Below are 20944 nucleotides of genomic sequence, written 5' to 3'. Positions count from 1 at the left end.
GCGACTCAACGCTCCAGCTTTAGTGGAACAGTAGCGGTATAAGCTGGAAGAAATGAAAGAGTGCTGTTAGTTCTACAAGGCTCTCTACAACCGTTTTGTTTTTACATTCCACGCACTCTGATTGGCTGATACCGAGAATTGCGTCCTTCGTTACCGGCGCGGTCGTTCAGCGAATAGAACGCGAAGTGGTCTCCATCGCCTTTCGCACGAATAATGTCCCCTTTGAGTTTGAAAACCGTGTCGGAAGCTGAGTCATGGACGGATATCTGCAGACCATTATTTTCGGTCGCAGCGCCAAAATAGAACGTGATGACGTCGCACGGCCGTTGACCTAAATAACGTGCGATGGTGACTTCCACCTCGTCGTTGTGTGCTACCAGGTATTCGGGAGTGATGGTGCGATCAATCAAATCCTGTGGAAACAAAGGCAATGGGCCAGGATTACCCAAGTTTGGTGGAGTCCTATCGACGGTGAAGGTGTTGAGGTGCGACACGTACTCATTTCCTCCGATATCTAACTTATAGTGGACTTCGTATTCGCCCTCCTGCGAAAAAAGCTGGGGTGCAATTTCTGCGGTATAGGGGAACAGGCCGGGGTTGATTGGTGGTTCGAAATAGTATTCTGTGACTGGCAGGGTTTGCCCATTCCAGCCTAACCAGAGTGTCAGAAATGCGGGAGATTCCAGCTCTTGCCAGGTGGGAATGGCCACTTTAAGCGGCTCGAAAAGCAATGCCCTTGGCAGCAGATTATTTTCACTACCTGGAAAATTGGGCAATACTCCAATAATTTCGGGGCGCGCCAGTTCAAGGACTCCATCATTCAAATTCGACATGTCGATGCTCCATCGTTAGGTAGTTTTCGGCAGGAAACTGCATCGGGAAAACGAAATTCCTGACGTCATTGAGCCGCCCGATAACACCCTCGTCTACTGTCAGATCTGTCAGGTAGACGGCCCACGAGAATGCAGCCACATTAGTGGGTTTTACACCGCGAGCTGCGGGTGATGCCAAATAGCTGGCGCGTTTCGTGATTTGAGATAGGGTTGTGGCTTGGAACCTGCGCGACTGGAGAATTACATGCGCTATTCAGCCTTGACCAAACGAATCGCCGGTGACGGCGCTGCGGCCTGGCAGATTCATGATCGAGCACTGGAATTAATTGAGCAGGGTGTTGATGTGCTGTTGCTATCGATCGGCGATCCCGACTTCGATACACCGCAGCCTATCGTTCAGGCGTGCATCGATAGCTTGTTGGCCGGTGACACCCACTACCCGTCAGTACGTGGTAGTCGGGGCTTGCGCGACAGCATTGCCAACCGTCATCGACGTCGCAGTGGTCAAGCGGTGGAGGCCGATCATGTGATCGTGTTGCCGGGCGCGCAGTGTGCGGTGTATTCGGTCGCGCAGTGCCTGCTCGATCCGGGCGATGAAGTGATCGTCGCCGAGCCGATGTACGTGACCTATGAAGGCGTGTTCGGTGCCTGCGGCGCCAAAGTGGTGCCGGTGGCGGTGCGCCCCGAGAATGGCTTTCGGGTCGATCCGGCGGATGTCGCGGCGCTGATCACACCCAAGACCCGCGTCATTTTGCTCAACAGTCCAAACAATCCTTCCGGCTCCAGTTTGCCGCTGATGGTCTGGCAGGAACTCGCATCGCTGTGTGTTCGTCACGACCTGTGGCTGATCAGCGACGAGGTCTACAGCGATCTGTTGTACGAAGGCGAGCACATCAGCCCGGCGAGCCTACCGGGCATGGCCGAGCGAACCGCGACCATCAATAGCCTGTCCAAATCCCACGCCATGAGCGGCTGGCGCGTGGGCTGGGTGATCGGGCCGAAACCTTTGGCCGAACACTTGGTGCACCTGTCGTTGTGCATGCTGTTTGGCATTCCGGATTTCATCCAGAACGCCGCGCAATTGGCGCTGGACGAAGATCTGCCGGAAGTGGCGTTGATGCGCGAGGAGTATCGCCAGCGTCGCGACCTGGTGTGCGCGAGCCTGAGTGATTGCCCGGGCATCCGGCCGATCCGGCCTGATGGCGGGATGTTCGTGATGATCGATGTACGCCAGACCGGGTTGTGTGCCCAGGGTTTTTCCGAGCGGCTGCTGGAAGGTTATGGTGTGTCGGTGCTGGCGGGTGAAGCGTTCGGCCCGAGTGCGGCGGGGCATATTCGATTGGGGTTGGTGGTGGATCAACTGAAACTGGCGGATGCGTGCCGACGGATTGCGTTGTGTGCGGCGGACCTGCTGGAGGCGCGTCGGGCCTGAAAGTCTGTATTGCCATTGCCGGCCTCTTCGCGAGCAAGCCCGCTCCCACAGGGATCTCTGGCGTTCACAAAACCCTGTGGGAGCGGGCTTGCCCGCGAAGGCTGCCTGACAGGCGCCGAATTTCTTAAGCCTTCCACGCCCCGACATTCACCAGATTCTTCGGCCGCTCACCCGCCAGCGCCGCCAGTAGATTGTCCACCGCGCACGTGGCCATCGCCTCCCGCGTCTCATGGGTCGCCGAACCAATATGCGGCGTCGCCACAACATTGTTCAGCTGCAACAGCGGCGAGTCGGCGTTAAGCGGCTCGCGTTCGAACACATCCAGCCCCGCTGCGCGAATCTGCCCCTCACGCAAGGCCCGGATCAGCGCCGACTCGTCCACTACCTTGCCCCGTGAAATGTTGATGAAGATGGTTTCCGGGCGCATCAGAGCGAATTGCTCTGCGCCGATCAGCCCTTCGGTTTCAGCGGTCAGCGGCAAGGTCAGACAAACGAAATCCGCCTGCTGCAACAGCTCCGGCAAGCTGCGGTATTGCGCATTGAACCGCTGTTCCACCGCCGGTTTCGGCGAGTGACTGTGGTAAATCACCGGCATGCCAAACCCGAAATGTCCACGCTGGGCCAGGGCCTCGCCGATCCGCCCCATGCCAATGATGCCCAGGGTTTTACCGTGTATATCGGTACCGAATTGCGCGGGACCGACATTGCGCGTCCACTGGCCGGCACGAACCATGTTCGCCAGTTCCACCACGCGCCGGGCGGTTGCCAGGATCAGTGCAAAACCGGTATCGGCCGTGGTTTCGGTGAGTACGTCCGGGGTGTTGCTGAGCAGGATCCGTCGTTCGGTCAGGTAGTCGATGTCGTAGTTATCGACCCCCACGGAGACACTGGCAATGGCTTCCAGGTCCGGTGCCAGATCCAACAATCCGGCATCCAGTTTCAGGCTCGCACCGAGCAACCCGTGGGCGCGGGGCAGGGCTTCGCGCAGCGTTGCCAGGCCATCGGCATTGAGGTTGTCGATCAGCGTGACCTCGGTCTGCTCGTGCAGGCGAGCCATCAGCAGCGGCGAGAGTTTCTTGTACAGCACAACCTGCTTTTTCATCGTCATCATCTCAACTTCAATTCAGGAATGAGCGGCCGTAGACCGTTGCACAGCGGCCTTGGCCACGACCCGGTCACTGGCGCCGGGCTTGAGGAAAATCGTCAGCACCACCGAGAGCATCAACGCGCCGCTCATCAACAGATAAGAAGCAGCCGGCGAGCCGGTGGAGCTGTTCAGGTAACCGACCAGATACGAACCACCAAACGAACCGAGCGCGCCCATGCTGTTGATCAGCGCCATGGCACCCCCGGCCACGTTGGCTGGAAGGATTTCCGGAATGATTGCGAAGAACGGACCGTAAGGCGCGTACATGCAGGCGCCAGCGATCACCAAAAGGGTGTAGGACCACCAGAAGTGTTCAGCGCCCAAGGCGTAGGAGCCATAGAAAGCAATCGAGGCGATCAGCAGCGGCGGCCAGACGAAGCGTTTGCGCTTCTGCATTTTGTCCGAGCCCCAGGACACCAGCAGCATGCCAATCACCGCCGCCAGATACGGCAGCGCCGAGAGCCAGCCGGCTTCGATCATGTCCATCTGTGCGCCAGCCTTGAGGATCGACGGCAGCCACAACACGAAGCCATAGACGCCGATGCTCCAGCAGAAAAACTGCAAGGCGAGGATGATCACCTTGGGCGAACGGAAGGCCTCGGCGTAGTTTTTCACCGCTTTGATGCCCACCTGTTCGGCGGCCAGGGCGCTTTCCAGATCGTGCTTTTCCTGGTCGCTCAGCCACTTGGCCTGGGCAGGACGGTCATCGGCCAGACGCCACCAGATAAACGCCCAGAGCACCGCCGGTAAACCTTCGATGATGAACATCCAGCGCCAGCTGTAATGCTGCACCAGATACCCCGAGACCACCGACATCCAGAGCATGGTCACCGGGTTGCCGAGGATCAGGAAGGTGTTGGCGCGCGAGCGTTCGGCACGGGTGAACCAGTGGCACAGATAGATCAGCATCGCCGGCATCACCGCGGCTTCGACCACGCCGAGCATGAAGCGAATGACGATCAGCCAGTAGGCGTTGGAGACGATCCCGGTCAACGTGGCCAGGCCTCCCCAGAGAATCAGGCTGACGAAAATCAGCTTCTTGACGCTGTGTTTCTGGGCGTAGATCGCGCCCGGCACCTGGAAGAAGAAGTAGCCAAGGAAGAACAGTGCGCCGAGCATCGACGACAGGCCCGGTGTGATCATCAGGTCGGCAGCCATCCCGGAGGCGGCGGCGAACCCGTAGTTGGCGCGGTCCAGGTACGCCAGGCTGTAGGTGATGAACACGATCGGCATGATGTACCACCAGCGGCGGGCGGCGAGTGTTGCGGTTTTCATAGTGGTGCTCCTGAGCTTGTTGTTTTTGTCGCAGCAGGTTCAATAAATCGATGGTCTGTCAGGGCCTCATCGCCAGCAGGCTGGCTCCCACAGGTTGCGTGATCGACACAGATCCAGTGTGGGAGCCAGCCTGCTGGCGATTGGCAGTTTCAAATTCAGTGCAGAGTTCAGCCCTGGTCGGCAACCCCTCCATATCCCCACGGCTCTGCACCGCGCGGCTGCCAATCCAGTTGGCACGCTTCACGGCGTCGGCAAAGCTGTGGTTTTCCAGCAGGGCGCTGATCATGCCGACGGCAAAACCATCGCCGGCACCGACGGTGTCGACCACCGTTTTCACCGGCACGCCCGCCACGAAACCCTGGTCCAGATGAGTGCGGTAATACGCACCGTGCGGGCCCAGTTTGATCGCCACGGCTTCGGCGCCTTGGTCGAGGTAGAACGCTGCGATGTCGGCCGGGTCTTCGAAACCGGTCAGCAAACGGCCTTCACTCAACCCCGGCAGCACCCAATGGGCGAGGGCGGCGAGACGGTTGATCTCGCTAATCATCTGTTGTTCGCTGGCCCACAGGCTTGGGCGCAGGTTCGGGTCGAAAGACACGCTGCGCCCGGCATTGCGCATGCGGGTCATCAATTCGAAAGACATTTCCCGAGCCGTTTCGGACAGCGCCGGGGGAATGCCAGTGGCATGCAAGTGCCGGGCGTTCAGTAACTCAGGCGCGATCGACTGCCGCGACAGGTGACTCGCCGCCGACCCACGGCGGAAGTACTCGACCACCGGATCGCTGCCGTCGTCGGTGCGCGACTTGAGCTGAAAACCGGTGGGGTGCGCGGTGTCGAGGGCGACGTTACTGCAATCCAGACCTTCCTTTTCCAGGGTGTCGATCACGAACCGTCCCAGAGAATCAGCGCCCACCCGGCTCAACCAGGCCACGTTGAAACCCAGCCGCGACAAGCCAATCGCGACATTGCTGTCAGCGCCGGCAATGCGCTTGTGGAAACGATCTACATCGGCCAAATCACCGTTCCGCTCGGCGACGAACATCGCCATGGTTTCGCCGAACGACAGGATATCGATCTCAGACATGAGCGCTCTCCAACCGGGTTTGACCGAGGCGGGCGAGGGTGGCGACGTGCTCGGTGGTCAGCTGCACCAGGTCGTCGCCTTGCAGCGGATATTCCGCCGCCCGCATCACGCCTTGGGCCATGTGCCGCAGCAGTTGCTCCCACAGATGCAGGTCACTGACGGCCGGCGGTATGGCGACCAGTTTGCCGTCGGCCCGGCGCGTCACGGCTTTGCAGTGCACATAGCCGACGTGGCGACCGAGCAACCGCGCGGCACTGGCGGCGGACTGGTCTTGCCAATGCCAATTGCCGATGTCGAAGGTCATTTTGACCGGCAGCTTATGTTGCTCGATTTCAGTGAAAAAGCGCTGGAACGGTTCGATGCGGCCACCGTGCAGGGTTTGATCGTTTTCCACCAGCAACTGCACCGCACTTTTGCCCAGTACGCGGGACAAGGTCTGGAGGTCGCTGTTGTCGGTGAAATATCCCAGGGACACTTTCAGCCATTTGGCACCGAATGCCTGGGCGCGCTGGAGCGCAGAGATCAGTTCGGGATTGGGTCTGGACTGGCCGGCCAGCCACAATTCCATCGGTGAGGAATACACGCTTTCGAGGCCTTGGGCCTGAGAAGCTTCGGCCAGTTGGGCGGGATCTTCGACGGTCAGCAGCTCTTCGCGCCATTCGATACGCGTGGCGCCCGCGGCGGCCAATACATCGATGAAGCTGCCTTGGCCGCGTTGCCGAACAAGGTCGGCGCCGTAGCTCGACAGGCTGATGGAGACAGGTGGTTTATTCATTGTTGTATACCTCTGAAACCGGTTTCATTTTTGTTCAAAAAAAAGGTTGATGACCTTTAGGACTCTTCGCGAGCAGGCTCTCTCCCACACTGGTTCTGTGAGCGCCGTAGGCCCCTGTGGGAGCGAGCCTGCTCGCGATGAGGCCAGAACTGTCACCGAGAATTTCCAAGGGTCGACCCCCGCACAATCAACCGCGCCGAAAAATCCAGGGTCCGCACCGGCCCGTCATCACCGCGCAAACGCTTGAGCAAACACTCAAACGCGCTGGCACCAATCTCGGCCGTCGGCTGGGCGAGGGCGGTGATGCCGCTACCCACCAGCGGGTACCAATCCAGATCATCAAGGGCAATCAGGCCGACATCCTCGAACAGATTGCACTTCAACTCACGCAACGAATGGGTGCTGGCCAGCGCGGCGATACCGTTGGCGCAGAACAGCGCTTTCGGGCCGGGGCCGGGCGTGTCGAGGAAGGTTTTTAAACGCGTGCTCAGATCGCTGCCGGTCTCGGCAATGGTCCCTTGAAGTATCGGACGTTGATCGATCTGCGCCTTGAAACTGCTGACCCGCTCGATCCGCGAACTGGTGCCGTCAAACGGCTCGGTCACCAACAGCACATCGCGATAGCCGCGTTCTTGCAAATGGGCGAGGGCCATTTCAACGGCGTCAGGATTGTCCAGCCCGACCAGATCGCTTTCCAGCTGCTCGACCTTGCGATCCACCAGCACCAGCGGCATTTCCCGGTGCAGTTCACGTAATTCGTCGCGGTGATGACCGAGGGTGTTCACGATCAAGCCTTCGATGTTGTACGAGCGCAACAACGCCAGGTGCTGACGCTCTTGCTCGTCATCGCGATCGGTGTTGCACACCACCAGGCTGTAGCCATGCTGACGGCAAGCGGTTTCCACCCCGTGCATCACGGCAATCGAATAAGGGTTACGGATATCGGCCACCAGCATGCCGATCAGGCGGGTTCGCCCGCGCTTCAGGCCACGGGCCATCTGGTTCGGGCGATAGCCCAGTTCGGCAATCGCCTGCTCGATGCGCAAGGCAATGGCATCGGAGAGCAGGGCGCGGTCATCGCCGATGAAGCGCGAGACGCTGGCCTTGGAGACGCCGGCGTGTTCGGCGACGTCGAGCATGGTCACGCGGCTGCGTTGGGCGGCGGAGAAATCGTTCAAAAGGTTGACCTTTCTATTGGAGTTATTAGGCTCGAGCATACTGCGCTGAAACCGGTTTCAGGAAACTCCATTAAGGGTCGTACGTCAAGCAAGTCGTGCCGCGATCGATGGAGCTAAGCGTTGTTATTCCGACGAGCGGTCGCGCTACCTGTCAAATGTGACAGTAGGCGGCAATGAGATAAGCGGGTCTAATTTGTTCCATGCGCACCCAATTACTCTGAACCGGGGAACAACAAATGGCTTCTACAACAAATACCGGAATTGGTTTGTTCGCCCGAGCGTTCACTGTGGAGGGCGTAGATCCAAACGACCCGACGGCGCAGTTGCCGCCTGATGCATCGACCAAAGGCGTGTACCTGAACATTCCCATGTGGGAGGGGCCATCCGTCTGTATTGGTAAAAGCGACTTGTTGGAAATCTGGGTGCTGGAGCCGGGTGTACTGCTTGAAAGGCTTTTCTATAGCAACCTTTTTCCTGTCCCGGTAACAATCCCCGCGCGGTTCCATCTGCCGGCACAGTACCTGCAACGTGAAGGTGAGATCAGCCTGTGGTATCGGGTGACGTTAGGAGAAAACGGGAACCCGGATACAGCGTTGCCACAACGGTTCACGTTGAAGCGCCAGGTGCCGACCAATTTGGCTAAACCGGTGTTCCCCAGCGCAACACTCTGGGGGTACTTCATTTGCTGTTCAGTGCCGCGAATGTGGGACGAAGTAAAAGTGCGCGTTCCAGCGCAACCCGGCCGGTTTTCCGAAGATGATGAGTGCATCCTGGATTGGGAGGGTTTCTACACACTGAACGGCGTTAGAGCAATCCCCGGTACTGCGGGCCGGTTTGTAAAGAAGCTGACTAAACAGGATGCCGACTCCCCCATCGGTTTCGATTTTGTTTTGGGGGCGGACAAATTTGAACGATACATCGCACCAATGGGCAAGATAGAGATAAAGACAGATGGCAAGGCAGGCACGACAGGTTCGGCGTCGGCACGTTACACACTTTATCGCGGTGGAACTGCGATGGGCCAATCCGATGTAGGTTGGGCTAAGTTTGACCGGGTTGTTCCAGGTGAAATCTTTCATTGTGATCGTGAACATGACACCTGTAAAAGATAGGCATGTTAAAGAATCGGAAAATGTTGTTTGGATGTAAGTGAGTTGAATGTTTGAAGTTTTGATAGGTTTTATAGGCCGTAAACCCTGATTGACGCTGCAACTAAGCGTTGTCGAAGCATGTCGCTTCAAAGTAAATCAGGTGAGTTGTAATTGGTAGATGTTTTAACGCTTGTCCCGTACGTCTTGTGCCGCTTCAAAGCCGGATTTTTTGCACTTGCAGTGCATGAAACATGCAGCTGTTGTCGCGAAGCTCTCCGCCGGCTCAATAAGTAAGCGCAAGTCAATAATCAACGCTTGGCTGGAGTCTCTGAAAATGAACGTAAAGGCAAATATGGGCGGTGGCATTTTGGCTGTGGCACCGGTGATTGACGGTTTGACCCCCGACGGCAGGTTTACGTATGAGCAATTGAGGGTGACGAGAACGTTTACCGTACGAGTGACAACACTTACGGACCCGAACAGTACATCGGTGGAACTTCATTTTTTCGCTACTTTACCCACGTCCGTAAACTTCGATGACGCCAACAAATCCAGCCGGGTCGGGAATGCCATGTTGAGGGCCGATCAGCCAGGAGGTGTCTGGCCGACAAACATTGAATTTACAGTCAGCCTCGATGATCGGGTCGGTGATAAATCCGATAGCCTGACCCTTGGGGCATTGATGTTGGATCACTACCATGCAACAGGCGACTACGCGCCCTATTACTTCGGGTTTGCGGTCTATGACGAGTTCGAAAACCCGGATACAACGCCCGTGGCCAACCTTGCCCGTCCGCTGGTGGACCTTACTGCCCCATATCAGGTCCAGCCGGAGCGGGCCAAGCTGCGGCCTGCACTGGTGACAGTGCCCAATGTGATCATCAACGACGCCTGGCTCGCCGACCCTGCCAATGCCGGTGGTTTGAACGTGACCGTTCCCACCGCCTACACCAAGTTTGAAGCCGGTGTGGACGTCATCAACTTCTACATTTCGACGCGATTGACTTTTGCACTGATGCAAGGTGAGCCGCCGGCATTCAGCGGCGTATTACCTGCCAGTGGCATTATCAATATCCCGCTGGCCTTCCTGCGCGGGCTGCCCGAGGGGGAGCACTATTACGCTTATAACCTTCGGGACCTGCCGGGCAATATCAGCCACAACTCGCAAATTACTAACATTTTCTCGGTGGTCAAAGCCCCCGCCCCTGTTCTGAGGCCAGCAAGAATTCCAATCACAGGCGCTGACGGCCTTACGCCGATTACCTTCGCGGCCGTAAGAGATCCTGCGCCTAGCCGCGTGGTGATGGAAATTGAGTTTCCGCTCCATTCGTTAGAGGGGGACAGGATTATTCCGTCCCTGAGTTCAATCCACGATACTGTCTTTCTGCCGGAGCAGTCTATTCCGCCGGATGGAACCCTTGGCCCTCTGCGCTTTGTTTTGGAGTATGAAACCGACCTGGCGCCGCTTTTTGGCAACGCCAATGGCACTGATGATGTATCGATCGACTATGGGTACGAGTTGGTGCGGTCAACGATTCCAGTACCCCCTGTTTCTCCGCTGGCAACAGCGACTGTTGATTTCACCTATGCCGGTCCAGAGCAACCCAACCTGCCCGGTGAGGACAACCTCAATATCCTTCCAGTCGTGGTCCAAGGCGCGGGAACGCCAGCACCCACCCCCAACACACTGGGGCCACAGCAAGCCCTTTTGGACGCCACGATGACTTGGCCGCTTTGGCCCACGGACCCGGCCCGGCCGGTGACCGGGCGTGAGATTGTCACGTTCTACTATCAAGGCAAACAGGTCGGAGCACCCATCCCGGTACGAGCTGGCGACACTGCAGTCACTACCACTCTGCCGTGGGAGACGATTCAGACAGAGAAAAACGGAACTGGCGTGAACGCCCGAAAAGCCTATGTGACGGTCGGGTTCCCTGGCGGTGCCAATCCAATGAAACAAGCGATTGATACCAATGTTGATGTCACGGCTATTGTCATTAACTTGCCTGCGCCGCAAATGATTGGTTCAGTCTTCGAAGCGCCGGATCGCGTGGCGACCGTGCTCAATTGTCCGAGCCTGAATCATCAATTGACAGTGGGGCCGCCAGCAACTTATCTCCCCCGGGCCCTGCGGATCAGAGTCAGACGCGATACCAATATTCCCACCGGCGCGATGGTCAATCTGCGATTTGAGGGGCAGACAACTAACACCGTGGGAGCTCCGGTAATTCCCAATACTCTGATCGAAGCGTCGTTGCCGATGCCGGCGACGGGTGATCTTGAGTTCCGATTAACCAATTACGCGGCCATGCGCGAGATTCAACTGCCTCCAGTGCCACCAGTACCGCCGGCAACCACGCCGACGCGACCTGCTACTCGTTATGCGCGCATTGCTTATACCGTCAACGGAACGGAGTCTTCGGTGATCGTGCCGGTCGCGCTAATTAACTCCAGCTTTGTGTACTGCGAAGTAGAGCGCCCGGAAGCACTTTGATCGGCATGTCACGTCAGTAATCCTCTCCATATGGGCGTAAGAACTGTCGCCCATATGGAGGGGTTGACGAAATCTCCTACATCGTTTTTTTCGAGTCATCACAACGACTGAGGACTTTTCATACGTCTCGCAGGATTAATCCTACATAACAATGTGCGGATAAACAGTAGGCTGGCGGCCTTTAAATAGTCCGACTCATTAACTTCCTGGGTTGTTGGCTTGTTTGTCTTGGAATGTAATAGAGCGGGAAATTCAGAATGACATTACAGTCAGTTAGTTGTTTGAAACGAAAACACATCAGTCTTTTGGTGTCTTCATCCTTGTTCGCCATGAGTGCGTCAATGACGCAGGCAGCCATTGTTTTACCTGGGGGCAACCAGACACTTGATAACACCACTGCACAGGATTTCTGGCAGCTTGGGGACAACGCCACGCTAACAGGCACGGGGGCTGTCACCTTCGGTTTAACCAGCAGTGCCGGCGGTGTCATCAACCTGACCAACTCGACGGCTACTTCTTCGGGAGAAGGTGGGCTGACCAGAGGTATTGTGTTAACCAATGCCAGTGCGACGCTGAATCATTCAACCGTTATCAGCACCAACGACATCGGTATATCCGCCGTACGCAACGTGGCAGTCCCCAGTGGTTCAACCGTAACGCTAAATAACGGCAGTGTTGTTCGCGGTTTACTGGGTGGTATTGCGGGTAATCGTTTCAGCGAATTAAACCTTAACAACTCCACAGTGCAAGGCACTGGGGCGAACAGTTTCGGTGTACGCCTGCTTGAGGGAACCCTCAATGCCAGCGGCGCCACGATCATCGGTGGCCGGGACGGGTTGACGATTGGTACCGACACACTCCCGACAGCGTTAGTTTCTTCGACGATTACTTTGGACAGCACGCGGCTAGAGGGCTCGACTGGCTCAGCCATTGTTGTGGGCCTGAACAACTCGCTCGTACCGACGTCGGCAAACCTGGTGGTCCGTAATGGCTCGACGCTGATCGCGGGTAACGGCACCCTCGTGGCCATCAACAATCGAGCCACGGCCAACCTGGTGGTGGACAACAGTGCGCTGAGTGGCAATGTGGTGGCCGCTTCTGGAAGTACCGCCAACGTCACGTTGCAAAATAATGCATCGCTGGTCGGTAACTTGCAAAACGTCAGTACCGCGACTCTCAATAATCAGGCGCGTATGACTGGCAATGTTGTGGGTGCATCCAGTCTGATCATCGACAATGCTTCAACACTTGTCGGTGACCTGGAAGGTGTCGCCAGAGTATCGATCAATAACCAAAGCAACATGACCGGCAATGTGACCGCTGCGCCTGGCAGCGTTTCCACGCTGACATTGGATAACCGTTCTGTACTCACTGGGCAGGTCAACAACGTCGCCAGCCTATCGATCAATAATCAGGCCCTGTGGCAGATGACCGACAGTCAGTCGATCAACAGCCTTGCACTCAACGGCGGTCGTGTTGGATTTGGCACTAACGCGCAATATTTCCAACTGAACGTCGCCAATCTGTCTGGAAGCGGTACGTTCGAGATGGGTACTGATTTCTACAGGGGTACCAGCGACCTGTTGAGCGTCACGGGCAGCTCGGCCGGTAGTCACCAGTTGCTGGTCGCCAGCAGCGGCGCTGACCCGGTGGTTGATACACCGATCAAAGTCGTACAAACCCAAGGTGGCAGTGCTCAATTTGGTCTGGCCAATGGTCCGGTTGATGTGGGTGCCTTCACCTATGGTTTGGTCAAGGAAGGCGATGATTGGTATCTGAAGCCAAATAAAGAAGAGGTCAGTACTCCGACGCGTTCGGTATTGGCGATATTTGGCACCGCGCCTACCGTGAGTTACGCAGAAATGGTGTTGTTGAACAACCGCATGGGCGACTTACGGGTCAATGGCGGCCAGACGGGCGGTTGGGCTCGCACATTCGGCAGTAAATACACCATCAGTAACAATGCGTATGGGGATGGCTATACACAAAACCAATATGGTCTGTCGATTGGTGTCGACACGCCGGTTCAGATCGCTGGCGAGGAAGTATTGCTCGGCGTTTTTGCCGGCTACAGCAAATCCAGCCTGGACTTGAAGCGCGGCAGCTCAGGGGACATCGACAGTACATCGCTGGGTGTTTACGGCACCTGGCTGGGCGACAGCGGTTACTATCTGGATGTATTAGCCAAACTCAATCACTTCCGTAACGAGGCCGACGTTACTATGAGCGATGGCACCAAGACCAAGGGGAACTACAACAATTTCGGCGCCAGTACATCGGTCGAGTTCGGCAAACACATCGAGTTCCAGAACGGTTACTACATCGAACCGTTCACTCAGTGGCAAGCGGCAGCGGCACAAGGAAAAGAATTTAGCCTGGACAATGGGCTGAAGGCGGACGCCGATACCACGCGTTCCTTGCTAGGCAAGGCAGGTGTGACACTGGGACGCGGCATGACGCTGGCCAATGGCAGCAAGTTGCAACCGCATATTCGTGCCGCGGTGGTCCAGGAATTTGTCAAAAATAACGAAGTTCGAGTCAATGACAACCAGTTCAATAATGACCTGTCCGGTACTCGATTCGAAGTAGCCACCGGAGCGTCCTGGACATTAAACGAACGCTGGCAGTTGCATGCGGAACTGGACACCAGCAAAGGAGATAACGTAACCAAAGACTTTGGTGTGAACATGGGGGCACATTTCAGTTTCTGAACCTTGGCGCAGAAACACATAGGCATTACCAGACGCCCGGGCACTGTCTCGGGCGTTTTTACAGGTACGCTGAATGAACTGGACTAAAAAGGCGCGCAGATCATTGGCAGTAAAAAAAGGGAAGCTATGGCTTCCCTTTTTTATTGTGGCTGGGAGCTTACGCCTTCAATACTTGGAAATTACCTTTGATAACAAAGGTCTTGCCATCACTGTCAGGCACTTCGACTTCTACTTTGAAACTACCGGCCATGTTTTTGTCGTCAAGGGGCGGATTGAGGGTGATCTCACCGGCGACGCTTTCATAAATGTTGTCGTCGACTTTCAGACCGAAAGACACTTGGCCATTGTTCTGTACGTTATAAGTCCGGGGCGTAAGGTCGGCGGGAACACTGATATAGATTTCCCGAAGTTTTTTATTTACTCGCTCAATGGCAGTTAGTAACACAACTTCAGTGCTGCCGACTTTGATTTTTTCAATCAGTCGCGAAGTGGCAATAAATTCCGGGAAGTTACTATTGCTCTGAGCTGAAGCGGTGACAAAATTTCCTTCAGCAAAGCTGACTCGTTTAACGACTGCGTTCATGGATGCGCTCTCCGTTATTCGTGAAGTAGGTTATCCAAAGTTCGGAAAGGATAGCCTTACTCTGGATGTCCCATAAGAGCGTGCTTCGAGCCTCTTGTAAACTGTCATGCTTGACAGTTTACAAGAGGCGGAATCTGTGAGTGTAAAGTGTCTTCTTAAGTTGTATTGGGGAGTGATTAACGCCGTTATAGCGATGTCGTCCATATCATTAACAGCGGTAACCAGACTGCGCCACAAAGGAGAATTCCCATCGCTCGGTTGAAATACTTCTGCGCGTGGGGGGAACGTAGCCGTCTGCCCGCCTGAGCGCCCACTACCGCCCATGCACCCAGGCAGGGAAGCGCCACCAGAAAAAAGATCACAGAGAGTTGCAACAGCGCGGTGCTTTTCTCATTGTCGTCTGGCACAAATACACTGACCACTGCGAGCGCCATCATCCAGGTCTTGGGATTGATCAATTGAAGGGCTGCAGCATCCACCAAGCCAGGTTGTCGTGGCTGCACGGACGGTTTTTTGGTCGGAACCATTGAGTCGAGCGGCGCGCAGAAAAATCTGCCAGGACAGGTATGTCAACCAGACATTGCCGATTACCTGCGTCGCTGTTCCAGTTCCCGGGTATGTGTTCAGCACTTTGCCAAACCCGCTGCCCACCAGCCAGACAATCATCGCGGCACTGATGCAAGCTCCAAAAATAAATGGCAATGCGGCTTTGAAGCCGTACCTCGCGCTGTTGCTCAGCACCAAAATGTTTGTCGGCCCCGGCGTAATCGAGGCGACGAAAGCGAACAGTAAAAATGGCAGCAACGTGGGAAAGGTGGACAACATGGCAGCGGACTCCGTGAATGATCTCAGGAGCTGATGCTCACAAAGTCCGGGTCATGCGTCTGGAAGATTTGAGCAGCGCTTGCGGTACAACGCCGGCGTCAAGCCATAGGCCCGGACGAACCAGCGGCCCAGGTGGCTCTGATCGGCAAACCCCAGCTCCATTGCCACCGTCGCCGGTTGCTCGCCACGGGCAAGCATCCGTCGGGCGGTCGCCAGGCGCAATTGCACGAGGTAAGCGTGCGGTGCGATGCCATAGGCGGCCTTGAAGGCGCGGGTCAGGCGGAAGCGATCAACGCCCGTTGCTGCGGCCAGGTGGTCGAGGCCGATGTCGTATTGAGCGTTGGCGTGCAGGTACTCCCGCGCCTTCTGCGCCACCAGCGGCAGGCGCGGATCCTCGCCATAGCGGGCGCGCCAGTGCAGGTGACTGGTCAGGCGTTCGAGCAAACCGTCGAGGGCGGTCTGGCGGACGATTTTCAGCTCACCGTGATGCAGGGTTTGAAACGCCAGGCTGGTGGCATGGGCGAGTCGCGAGTCGCTGGCCAGGGTGTTGGCGAAACTCAGTTCACTGTTGTCGGGGGCATTGTCGAAGACTGCGCTGAGTTCACGTTTCAGCCACTGCGGGTCGAGGTACAGCATGCGGTAGGTGAAACCGTCTTCGGTCGGTGCTTCGCCGTCGTGGATGTCGCCCGGTTCGAGCAGAAACACCTTGCCCGGCGTGCTTTGGTGCTTCGCCCGGCGGCAATTGAACTGCTGAACGCCTTGTTCGGTGACGCCCACCAGGTAGCTGTCATGCCAGTGCGGGTCGTAGGCATGGCCTTCGAAATGCGCGCGCAGGGTCTCGATGCCGGTGTCGGCGTCCTGGGCCAGGTCGATCCAGTTGTGAGAAGTCATGCTGCACCTGCGAGACGGGTTACCGACTTATTTAACGCCGCACCAATGGGGATGACTAGAACGTTTGTGCAGGGCTCAATTGAACAGTCCCGCGGCGATGTTGATCGAGAACCCCAGAATGGCCGTGTTGAACAGGAAACCGATCAGCGTCTGCGCCAGGACAATCTTGCGCAAGTCCCGGGTCGCCACGCCGACATCGGACGTCTGGACCGCCGCGCTGATGGTGAAAGAGAAATACAGGAAGTCCCAGTAGTTGGGCGTTGTCAGATTTTCAGCAAAACGCAGCGCAGGGTCTTTGCCGGCCCAGGTGTAGAACAGACGGGCGTAGTGCACGCTGAAAATCACCCCGATCAGCAGCCATGAGCCGATTACGGTCAATGCCGTAAAGCCGTAGTGCAACAGTTTGCGGGTGGTTTCCAGCTCCCTGCTGCCGGCCAGTTCAAAGGCGATGGTCGCCAGGCTCGCAATCGCGGCGATGCTTACAATAAACAGCACCAACCCGGCGTTTTCGTCTTCGACCTCGGCAATACGTTTCACATCCGGCGCTTTGGCGCGCGCGGTGAGCCAGAACATCAGGACCAGGTAAATCCAGACTCCGGCGTTCCAGCCGAAGAGGATTTTGCTGATGACCGAGTCGGACGGCGCCAGGATGCCCACGGCAATGCCAAGCGCAGCGGCAGAGGTGAGGCGAGGGTGGGTGCGGGCGAGGAAGAACATGGAGGCTCGATGCGTCAGGGCTTTGCAAACACCTTAGCCCAGCGCGTCCTGTTGTGACCATCAAGGTGAGGTCGAATGTGAGCAAGCTTGCTTGCGATGGCGGCCTTAATCGCAGTAACGGATTTACACTCCCATCGAAATCACCCTTGCGAATGCCTTTTCATTCACCCACACCCGTTATCCCCTCAGTTAACAAAACATAACGTGGCGTCGATTGTCATACCTTTCCAAACCCCGATAGGATAAGCCCAGCTTCCGAAGTGGCTCTAGATTGCGTATTTCAGGACTATGCTTCAGAAAAGGCAATCTAAAACAGCAGCCCTTACGGCGCCCAGAAAGGTTGAACGACCTAACAATAATAATGGGGGAAGGTCTATGAGTGAGCCTGTCATGGGTGTGGGTATCTGCCGCCCGCCGGCATTACGCAAATTCGCGTTGCTGGCTACAGCGCTCTCGCTGTTGGGCTGTGCCATGCTGTCGGCACCTGTGCTGGCCGCTGCTGCGCCAGCATCCGACATTGTCTATTCCGTTGAATCTGCCAAAGCCAGCAAAAGCCTGATGCTCGACGTCGTTCACGCCGGCAAGCGTCTGGTGGCGGTCGGTGATCGCGGGCACATTTTGTATTCCGATGACCAGGGCGCGACCTGGACCCAGGCCAAGGTGCCGACGCGGCAACTGCTGACGTCGGTGTATTTCGTCGACGACAAGCACGGTTGGGCCGTCGGCCATGATGCGCAGATCCTCGCGAGCGAGGACGGCGGCGTCACCTGGGCCAAGCAATTCGAAGACCTGAAACGCGAATCGCCGCTGCTCGACGTCTGGTTCCAGGACGTCAACAGCGGCTTTGCCGTAGGCGCTTACGGCGCGTTGCTGGCCACCACCGACGGCGGCAAGAACTGGGAAGATGTCAGCGATCGCCTCGACAACGAAGACCAGTACCACCTCAACGCCATCGCCGCGGTCAAGGATTCCGGTCTGTTCATCGTTGGCGAGCAGGGCAGCATGTTCCGCTCCGCCGACTGGGGCCAGAGCTGGGAGAAGCTTGAAGGTCCCTATGAGGGCTCACTGTTTGGCGTGATCGGCACCGCTCAAGCCAATACGCTGCTGGCCTACGGACTGCGGGGCAATCTGTTTCGCTCCACCGATTTCGGTACCACCTGGGAGCCGATTGAGCTCCAGGCCGCTCGCGGCGCACTGGAATTCGGTCTGTCTGGTGCGACGCTGCTCGACGACGGTTCCATCGTGATCGTCGGCAACGGTGGCTCGGTGATCCGCAGCAACGACGACGGCGAAACCTTCAGCGTGTTCAACCGCCCGGATCGCATTTCCGTCTCGGCAGTCACCGCAGCGGGCAACGGTAATCTGATCCTGGCAGGACAGGGTGGCGTTCGCGTCACTTCGCCAACCGGCGCCGGCGCAGAGAACGGAAAAAATGGGTCGTCCAAATGAGCCGGGCAAATAATAAGAAGGCGGGTCTATGACATCCTTGAGCACTCATCATCAAGACAAGGCGACGTTTCTCGAACGCCTGATTTTCAACAACCGCCCGGCAGTGATCTTCATCTGCCTGCTGGTCAGTATCTTCCTGTTCTGGCAAGCGACGCTGATCCGGCCGTCCACCAGTTTCGAAAAAATGATCCCGCTCGAGCATCCGTTCATTCAAAAGATGATGGAGCATCGCAACGATCTGGCGAACCTGGGCAACACGGTGCGGATCTCGGTGGAAGCCACTGATGGCGACATCTTCTCCAAGGAGTACATGGAGACTCTGCGTCAGATCAATGACGAGGTGTTCTACATTTCCGGTGTTGACCGTTCCGGTCTCAAGTCGCTGTGGAGCCCGAGCGTACGCTGGACTGAAGTGACAGAGGAGGGCTTCGCCGGTGGCGAAGTGATTCCGCAGAGCTACAACGGCTCCCAGCAAAGCCTCGACCTGTTGCGCAACAACGTACTCAAGTCGGGTCAGGTCGGGCGTCTGGTGGCCAACGACTTCAAGTCGAGCATTGTCGATATCCCGCTGCTGGAGTCCTACCCGGACCCGCAGGACCAGGGCAAGTTGCTGGCGCTGGACTATCGCAAGTTCTCCCACGAGCTCGAAGACAAGATCCGCAACAAGTTCGAAGCCCAGAATCCTAACGTGAAGATCCACATCGTCGGTTTCGCCAAGAAAGTCGGCGACCTGATCGATGGGCTGGTCATGGTGGTGATGTTCTTCGGCGTCGCCTTCGTCATCACGTTGGTCCTGCTTTACTGGTTCACCAACTGCATGCGCAGCACCGTGGCGGTGTTGAGCACCACGCTGGTGGCGGTGGTCTGGCAGCTCGGTTTGATGCATTTCTTTGGTTTCGGGCTCGATCCCTACTCGATGCTGGTGCCGTTCCTGATCTTCGCCATTGGTATTTCCCATGGTGTGCAGAAGATCAACGGTATCGCCTTGCAGTCCAGCGAGGCAGAAAACGCCTTGACTGCGGCGCGGCGCACGTTCCGTCAGCTGTTCCTGCCCGGCATGATTGCGATCCTCGCGGATGCGGTAGGTTTCATCACGCTGCTGATCATCGACATCGGCGTGATTCGTGAACTGGCCATCGGCGCGTCGATCGGCGTGGCGGTCATCGTGTTCACCAACCTGATTCTGCTGCCAGTGGCTATTTCCTACGTTGGCATCAGCAAACGCGCAGTCGAACGCAGCAAGAAAGACGCGCACCGCGAACACCCGTTCTGGCGCCTGCTGTCAAATTTTGCCAGCCCGAAAGTGGCGCCGGTGTCGATCATCCTGGCCTTGTTGGCCTTCAGCGGCGGCCTCTGGTACAGCCAGAACCTGAAAATCGGTGACCTGGACCAGGGCGCTCCGGAACTGCGTCCGGACTCGCGTTACAACAAGGACAACAACTTCATCATCAGCAATTACTCCACCAGTTCCGACGTGCTGGTGGTGATGGTCAAGACCAAGTCCGAAGGATGCTCGCGCTACGAGGCCATGGCGCCGATCGACGAGCTGATGTGGAAGATGCAGAACACCGAGGGCGTGCAGTCGGCGATCTCGCTGGTGACCGTGTCCAAGCAGATGATCAAGGGCATGAACGAAGGCAACCTGAAATGGGAAACCTTGTCGCGTAACCCGGACGTGCTGAACAACTCGATCGCTCGGGCTGATGGTTTGTACAACAACAGTTGCTCCCTGGCGCCGGTGCTGGTGTTCCTCAACGATCACAAGGCCGCCACGCTGGATCGCGCCGTGCATGCGGTGCAAGACTTCGCCAAGGAGAACAACAAGGAAGGCCTGGAATTCATCCTGGCGGCCGGTAACGCCGGGATCGAAGCGGCCACCAACGAGGTGATCAAGGAGTCCGAGCTGACCATCCTGATCCTGGTGTACATCTGCGTGGCGACCATGTGCATGATCACCTTCCGTTCCTGGGCCGCGACCTTGTGCATCGTGCTGCCGCTGGTACTGACTTCGGTACTCGGCAACGCCCTCATGGCCTTCATGGGCATCGGCGTGAAAGTCGCGACCTTGCCTGTCGTGGCGCTCGGGGTGGGGATTGGCGTGGACTACGGGATCTACATCTACAGCCGTCTGGAAAGCTTCCTGCGTGCTGGTCTGCCGTTGCAAGAGGCGTACTACCAGACGCTGAAGTCCACCGGTAAAGCCGTGCTGTTCACCGGCCTGTGCCTGGCGATCGGCGTGTGCACCTGGATCTTCTCGGCCATCAAGTTCCAGGCCGACATGGGCCTGATGTTGACCTTCATGCTGCTGTGGAACATGTTCGGCGCGCTGTGGCTTTTGCCGGCGCTGGCACGCTTCCTGATCAAACCGGAGAAACTGGCGGGGCAGAAAGGCAACTCGCTGTTCGCTCACTGATTCCAGGCTGTAATAGAAAAGCCGCAACCTCAGGGTTGCGGCTTTT

The 20944-nt window shown here is 57.1% G+C and carries 15 protein-coding genes and 1 pseudogene; 6 read left to right on the top strand and 10 right to left on the bottom strand.

Annotated elements, in window-relative coordinates; all coding sequences use genetic code 11:
• Positions 1–101: 101 nt before the first annotated feature.
• Complete coding sequence (locus AC3WP4_RS05035; protein ID WP_102614385.1) at positions 102–833, bottom strand: hypothetical protein; 732 nt, start codon at positions 831–833, stop codon at positions 102–104.
• 244 nt (positions 834–1077) lie between these two features.
• Here AC3WP4_RS05035 and AC3WP4_RS05030 point away from each other — a divergent pair, with 244 nt between their 5' ends.
• Positions 1078–2265, top strand: a complete 1188-nt coding sequence (locus tag AC3WP4_RS05030; RefSeq protein WP_102614384.1) for a pyridoxal phosphate-dependent aminotransferase — start codon at positions 1078–1080, stop codon at positions 2263–2265.
• A gap of 124 nt (positions 2266–2389) precedes the next feature.
• Here AC3WP4_RS05030 and AC3WP4_RS05025 read toward each other — a convergent pair whose 3' ends face one another.
• The 5 genes from AC3WP4_RS05025 to AC3WP4_RS05005 all read right to left on the bottom strand — a co-directional run bounded on the left by AC3WP4_RS05025 (position 2390) and on the right by AC3WP4_RS05005 (position 7724).
• Positions 2390–3367: a 2-hydroxyacid dehydrogenase gene (locus AC3WP4_RS05025; protein ID WP_074880711.1), complete on the bottom strand. Its 978-nt coding sequence runs from the start codon at positions 3365–3367 to the stop codon at positions 2390–2392.
• Between the two features lie 21 nt (positions 3368–3388).
• Positions 3389–4687, bottom strand: a complete 1299-nt coding sequence (locus AC3WP4_RS05020; protein ID WP_102614383.1) for an MFS transporter — start codon at positions 4685–4687, stop codon at positions 3389–3391.
• A 58-nt stretch (positions 4688–4745) separates the two neighbouring features.
• On the bottom strand, positions 4746–5771 hold the full coding sequence (locus AC3WP4_RS05015; protein WP_102614382.1) for a sugar kinase: 1026 nt from the start codon (positions 5769–5771) through the stop codon (positions 4746–4748).
• Positions 5764–6546 (bottom strand): sugar phosphate isomerase/epimerase family protein, encoded by a 783-nt coding sequence (locus AC3WP4_RS05010; protein ID WP_102614381.1) that lies wholly within the window; start codon positions 6544–6546, stop codon positions 5764–5766. Before AC3WP4_RS05010 ends, AC3WP4_RS05015 begins: the two co-directional genes overlap by 8 nt.
• A gap of 152 nt (positions 6547–6698) precedes the next feature.
• Positions 6699–7724, bottom strand: a complete 1026-nt coding sequence (locus tag AC3WP4_RS05005; RefSeq protein WP_102614380.1) for a LacI family DNA-binding transcriptional regulator — start codon at positions 7722–7724, stop codon at positions 6699–6701.
• Between the two features lie 236 nt (positions 7725–7960).
• On the opposite strand from AC3WP4_RS05005, the gene AC3WP4_RS05000 reads away from it, so the two are divergent.
• The 3 genes from AC3WP4_RS05000 (at position 7961) to AC3WP4_RS04990 (ending at position 14020) form a co-directional block, all read left to right on the top strand.
• Complete coding sequence (locus AC3WP4_RS05000; RefSeq protein ID WP_102614379.1) at positions 7961–8836, top strand: hypothetical protein; 876 nt, start codon at positions 7961–7963, stop codon at positions 8834–8836.
• A 313-nt stretch (positions 8837–9149) separates the two neighbouring features.
• Positions 9150–11309, top strand: a complete 2160-nt coding sequence (locus tag AC3WP4_RS04995; protein WP_102614378.1) for a hypothetical protein — start codon at positions 9150–9152, stop codon at positions 11307–11309.
• A gap of 341 nt (positions 11310–11650) precedes the next feature.
• Positions 11651–14020, top strand: a complete 2370-nt coding sequence (locus AC3WP4_RS04990; RefSeq protein ID WP_256581122.1) for an autotransporter outer membrane beta-barrel domain-containing protein — start codon at positions 11651–11653, stop codon at positions 14018–14020.
• Between the two features lie 157 nt (positions 14021–14177).
• Here the strand turns inward: AC3WP4_RS04990 and AC3WP4_RS04985 are convergent, their stop codons facing one another.
• The 4 genes and pseudogenes from AC3WP4_RS04985 to AC3WP4_RS04970 all read right to left on the bottom strand — a co-directional run bounded on the left by AC3WP4_RS04985 (position 14178) and on the right by AC3WP4_RS04970 (position 17036).
• On the bottom strand, positions 14178–14603 hold the full coding sequence (locus AC3WP4_RS04985) for a hypothetical protein (RefSeq protein ID WP_102614376.1): 426 nt from the start codon (positions 14601–14603) through the stop codon (positions 14178–14180).
• Between the two features lie 185 nt (positions 14604–14788).
• A pseudogene (locus AC3WP4_RS04980) lies at positions 14789–15428 on the bottom strand (LysE family translocator).
• Positions 15429–15479: 51 nt separating this feature from the next.
• Positions 15480–16319: an AraC family transcriptional regulator gene (locus AC3WP4_RS04975; protein ID WP_074876897.1), complete on the bottom strand. Its 840-nt coding sequence runs from the start codon at positions 16317–16319 to the stop codon at positions 15480–15482.
• A 75-nt stretch (positions 16320–16394) separates the two neighbouring features.
• Positions 16395–17036 (bottom strand): DUF1345 domain-containing protein, encoded by a 642-nt coding sequence (locus tag AC3WP4_RS04970; protein WP_102614375.1) that lies wholly within the window; start codon positions 17034–17036, stop codon positions 16395–16397.
• Positions 17037–17411: 375 nt separating this feature from the next.
• Between AC3WP4_RS04970 and AC3WP4_RS04965 the strand changes: the two genes are divergently transcribed.
• Positions 17412–18485, top strand: a complete 1074-nt coding sequence (locus AC3WP4_RS04965) for a WD40/YVTN/BNR-like repeat-containing protein (RefSeq protein ID WP_102614374.1) — start codon at positions 17412–17414, stop codon at positions 18483–18485.
• A gap of 28 nt (positions 18486–18513) precedes the next feature.
• Complete coding sequence (locus AC3WP4_RS04960; RefSeq protein WP_074876892.1) at positions 18514–20898, top strand: efflux RND transporter permease subunit; 2385 nt, start codon at positions 18514–18516, stop codon at positions 20896–20898.
• Positions 20899–20944: the final 46 nt, after the last annotated feature.

This window comes from Pseudomonas sp. FW305-20 (assembly GCF_058788075.1).
This window is presented reverse-complemented; position numbering and strand designations above follow the sequence as displayed.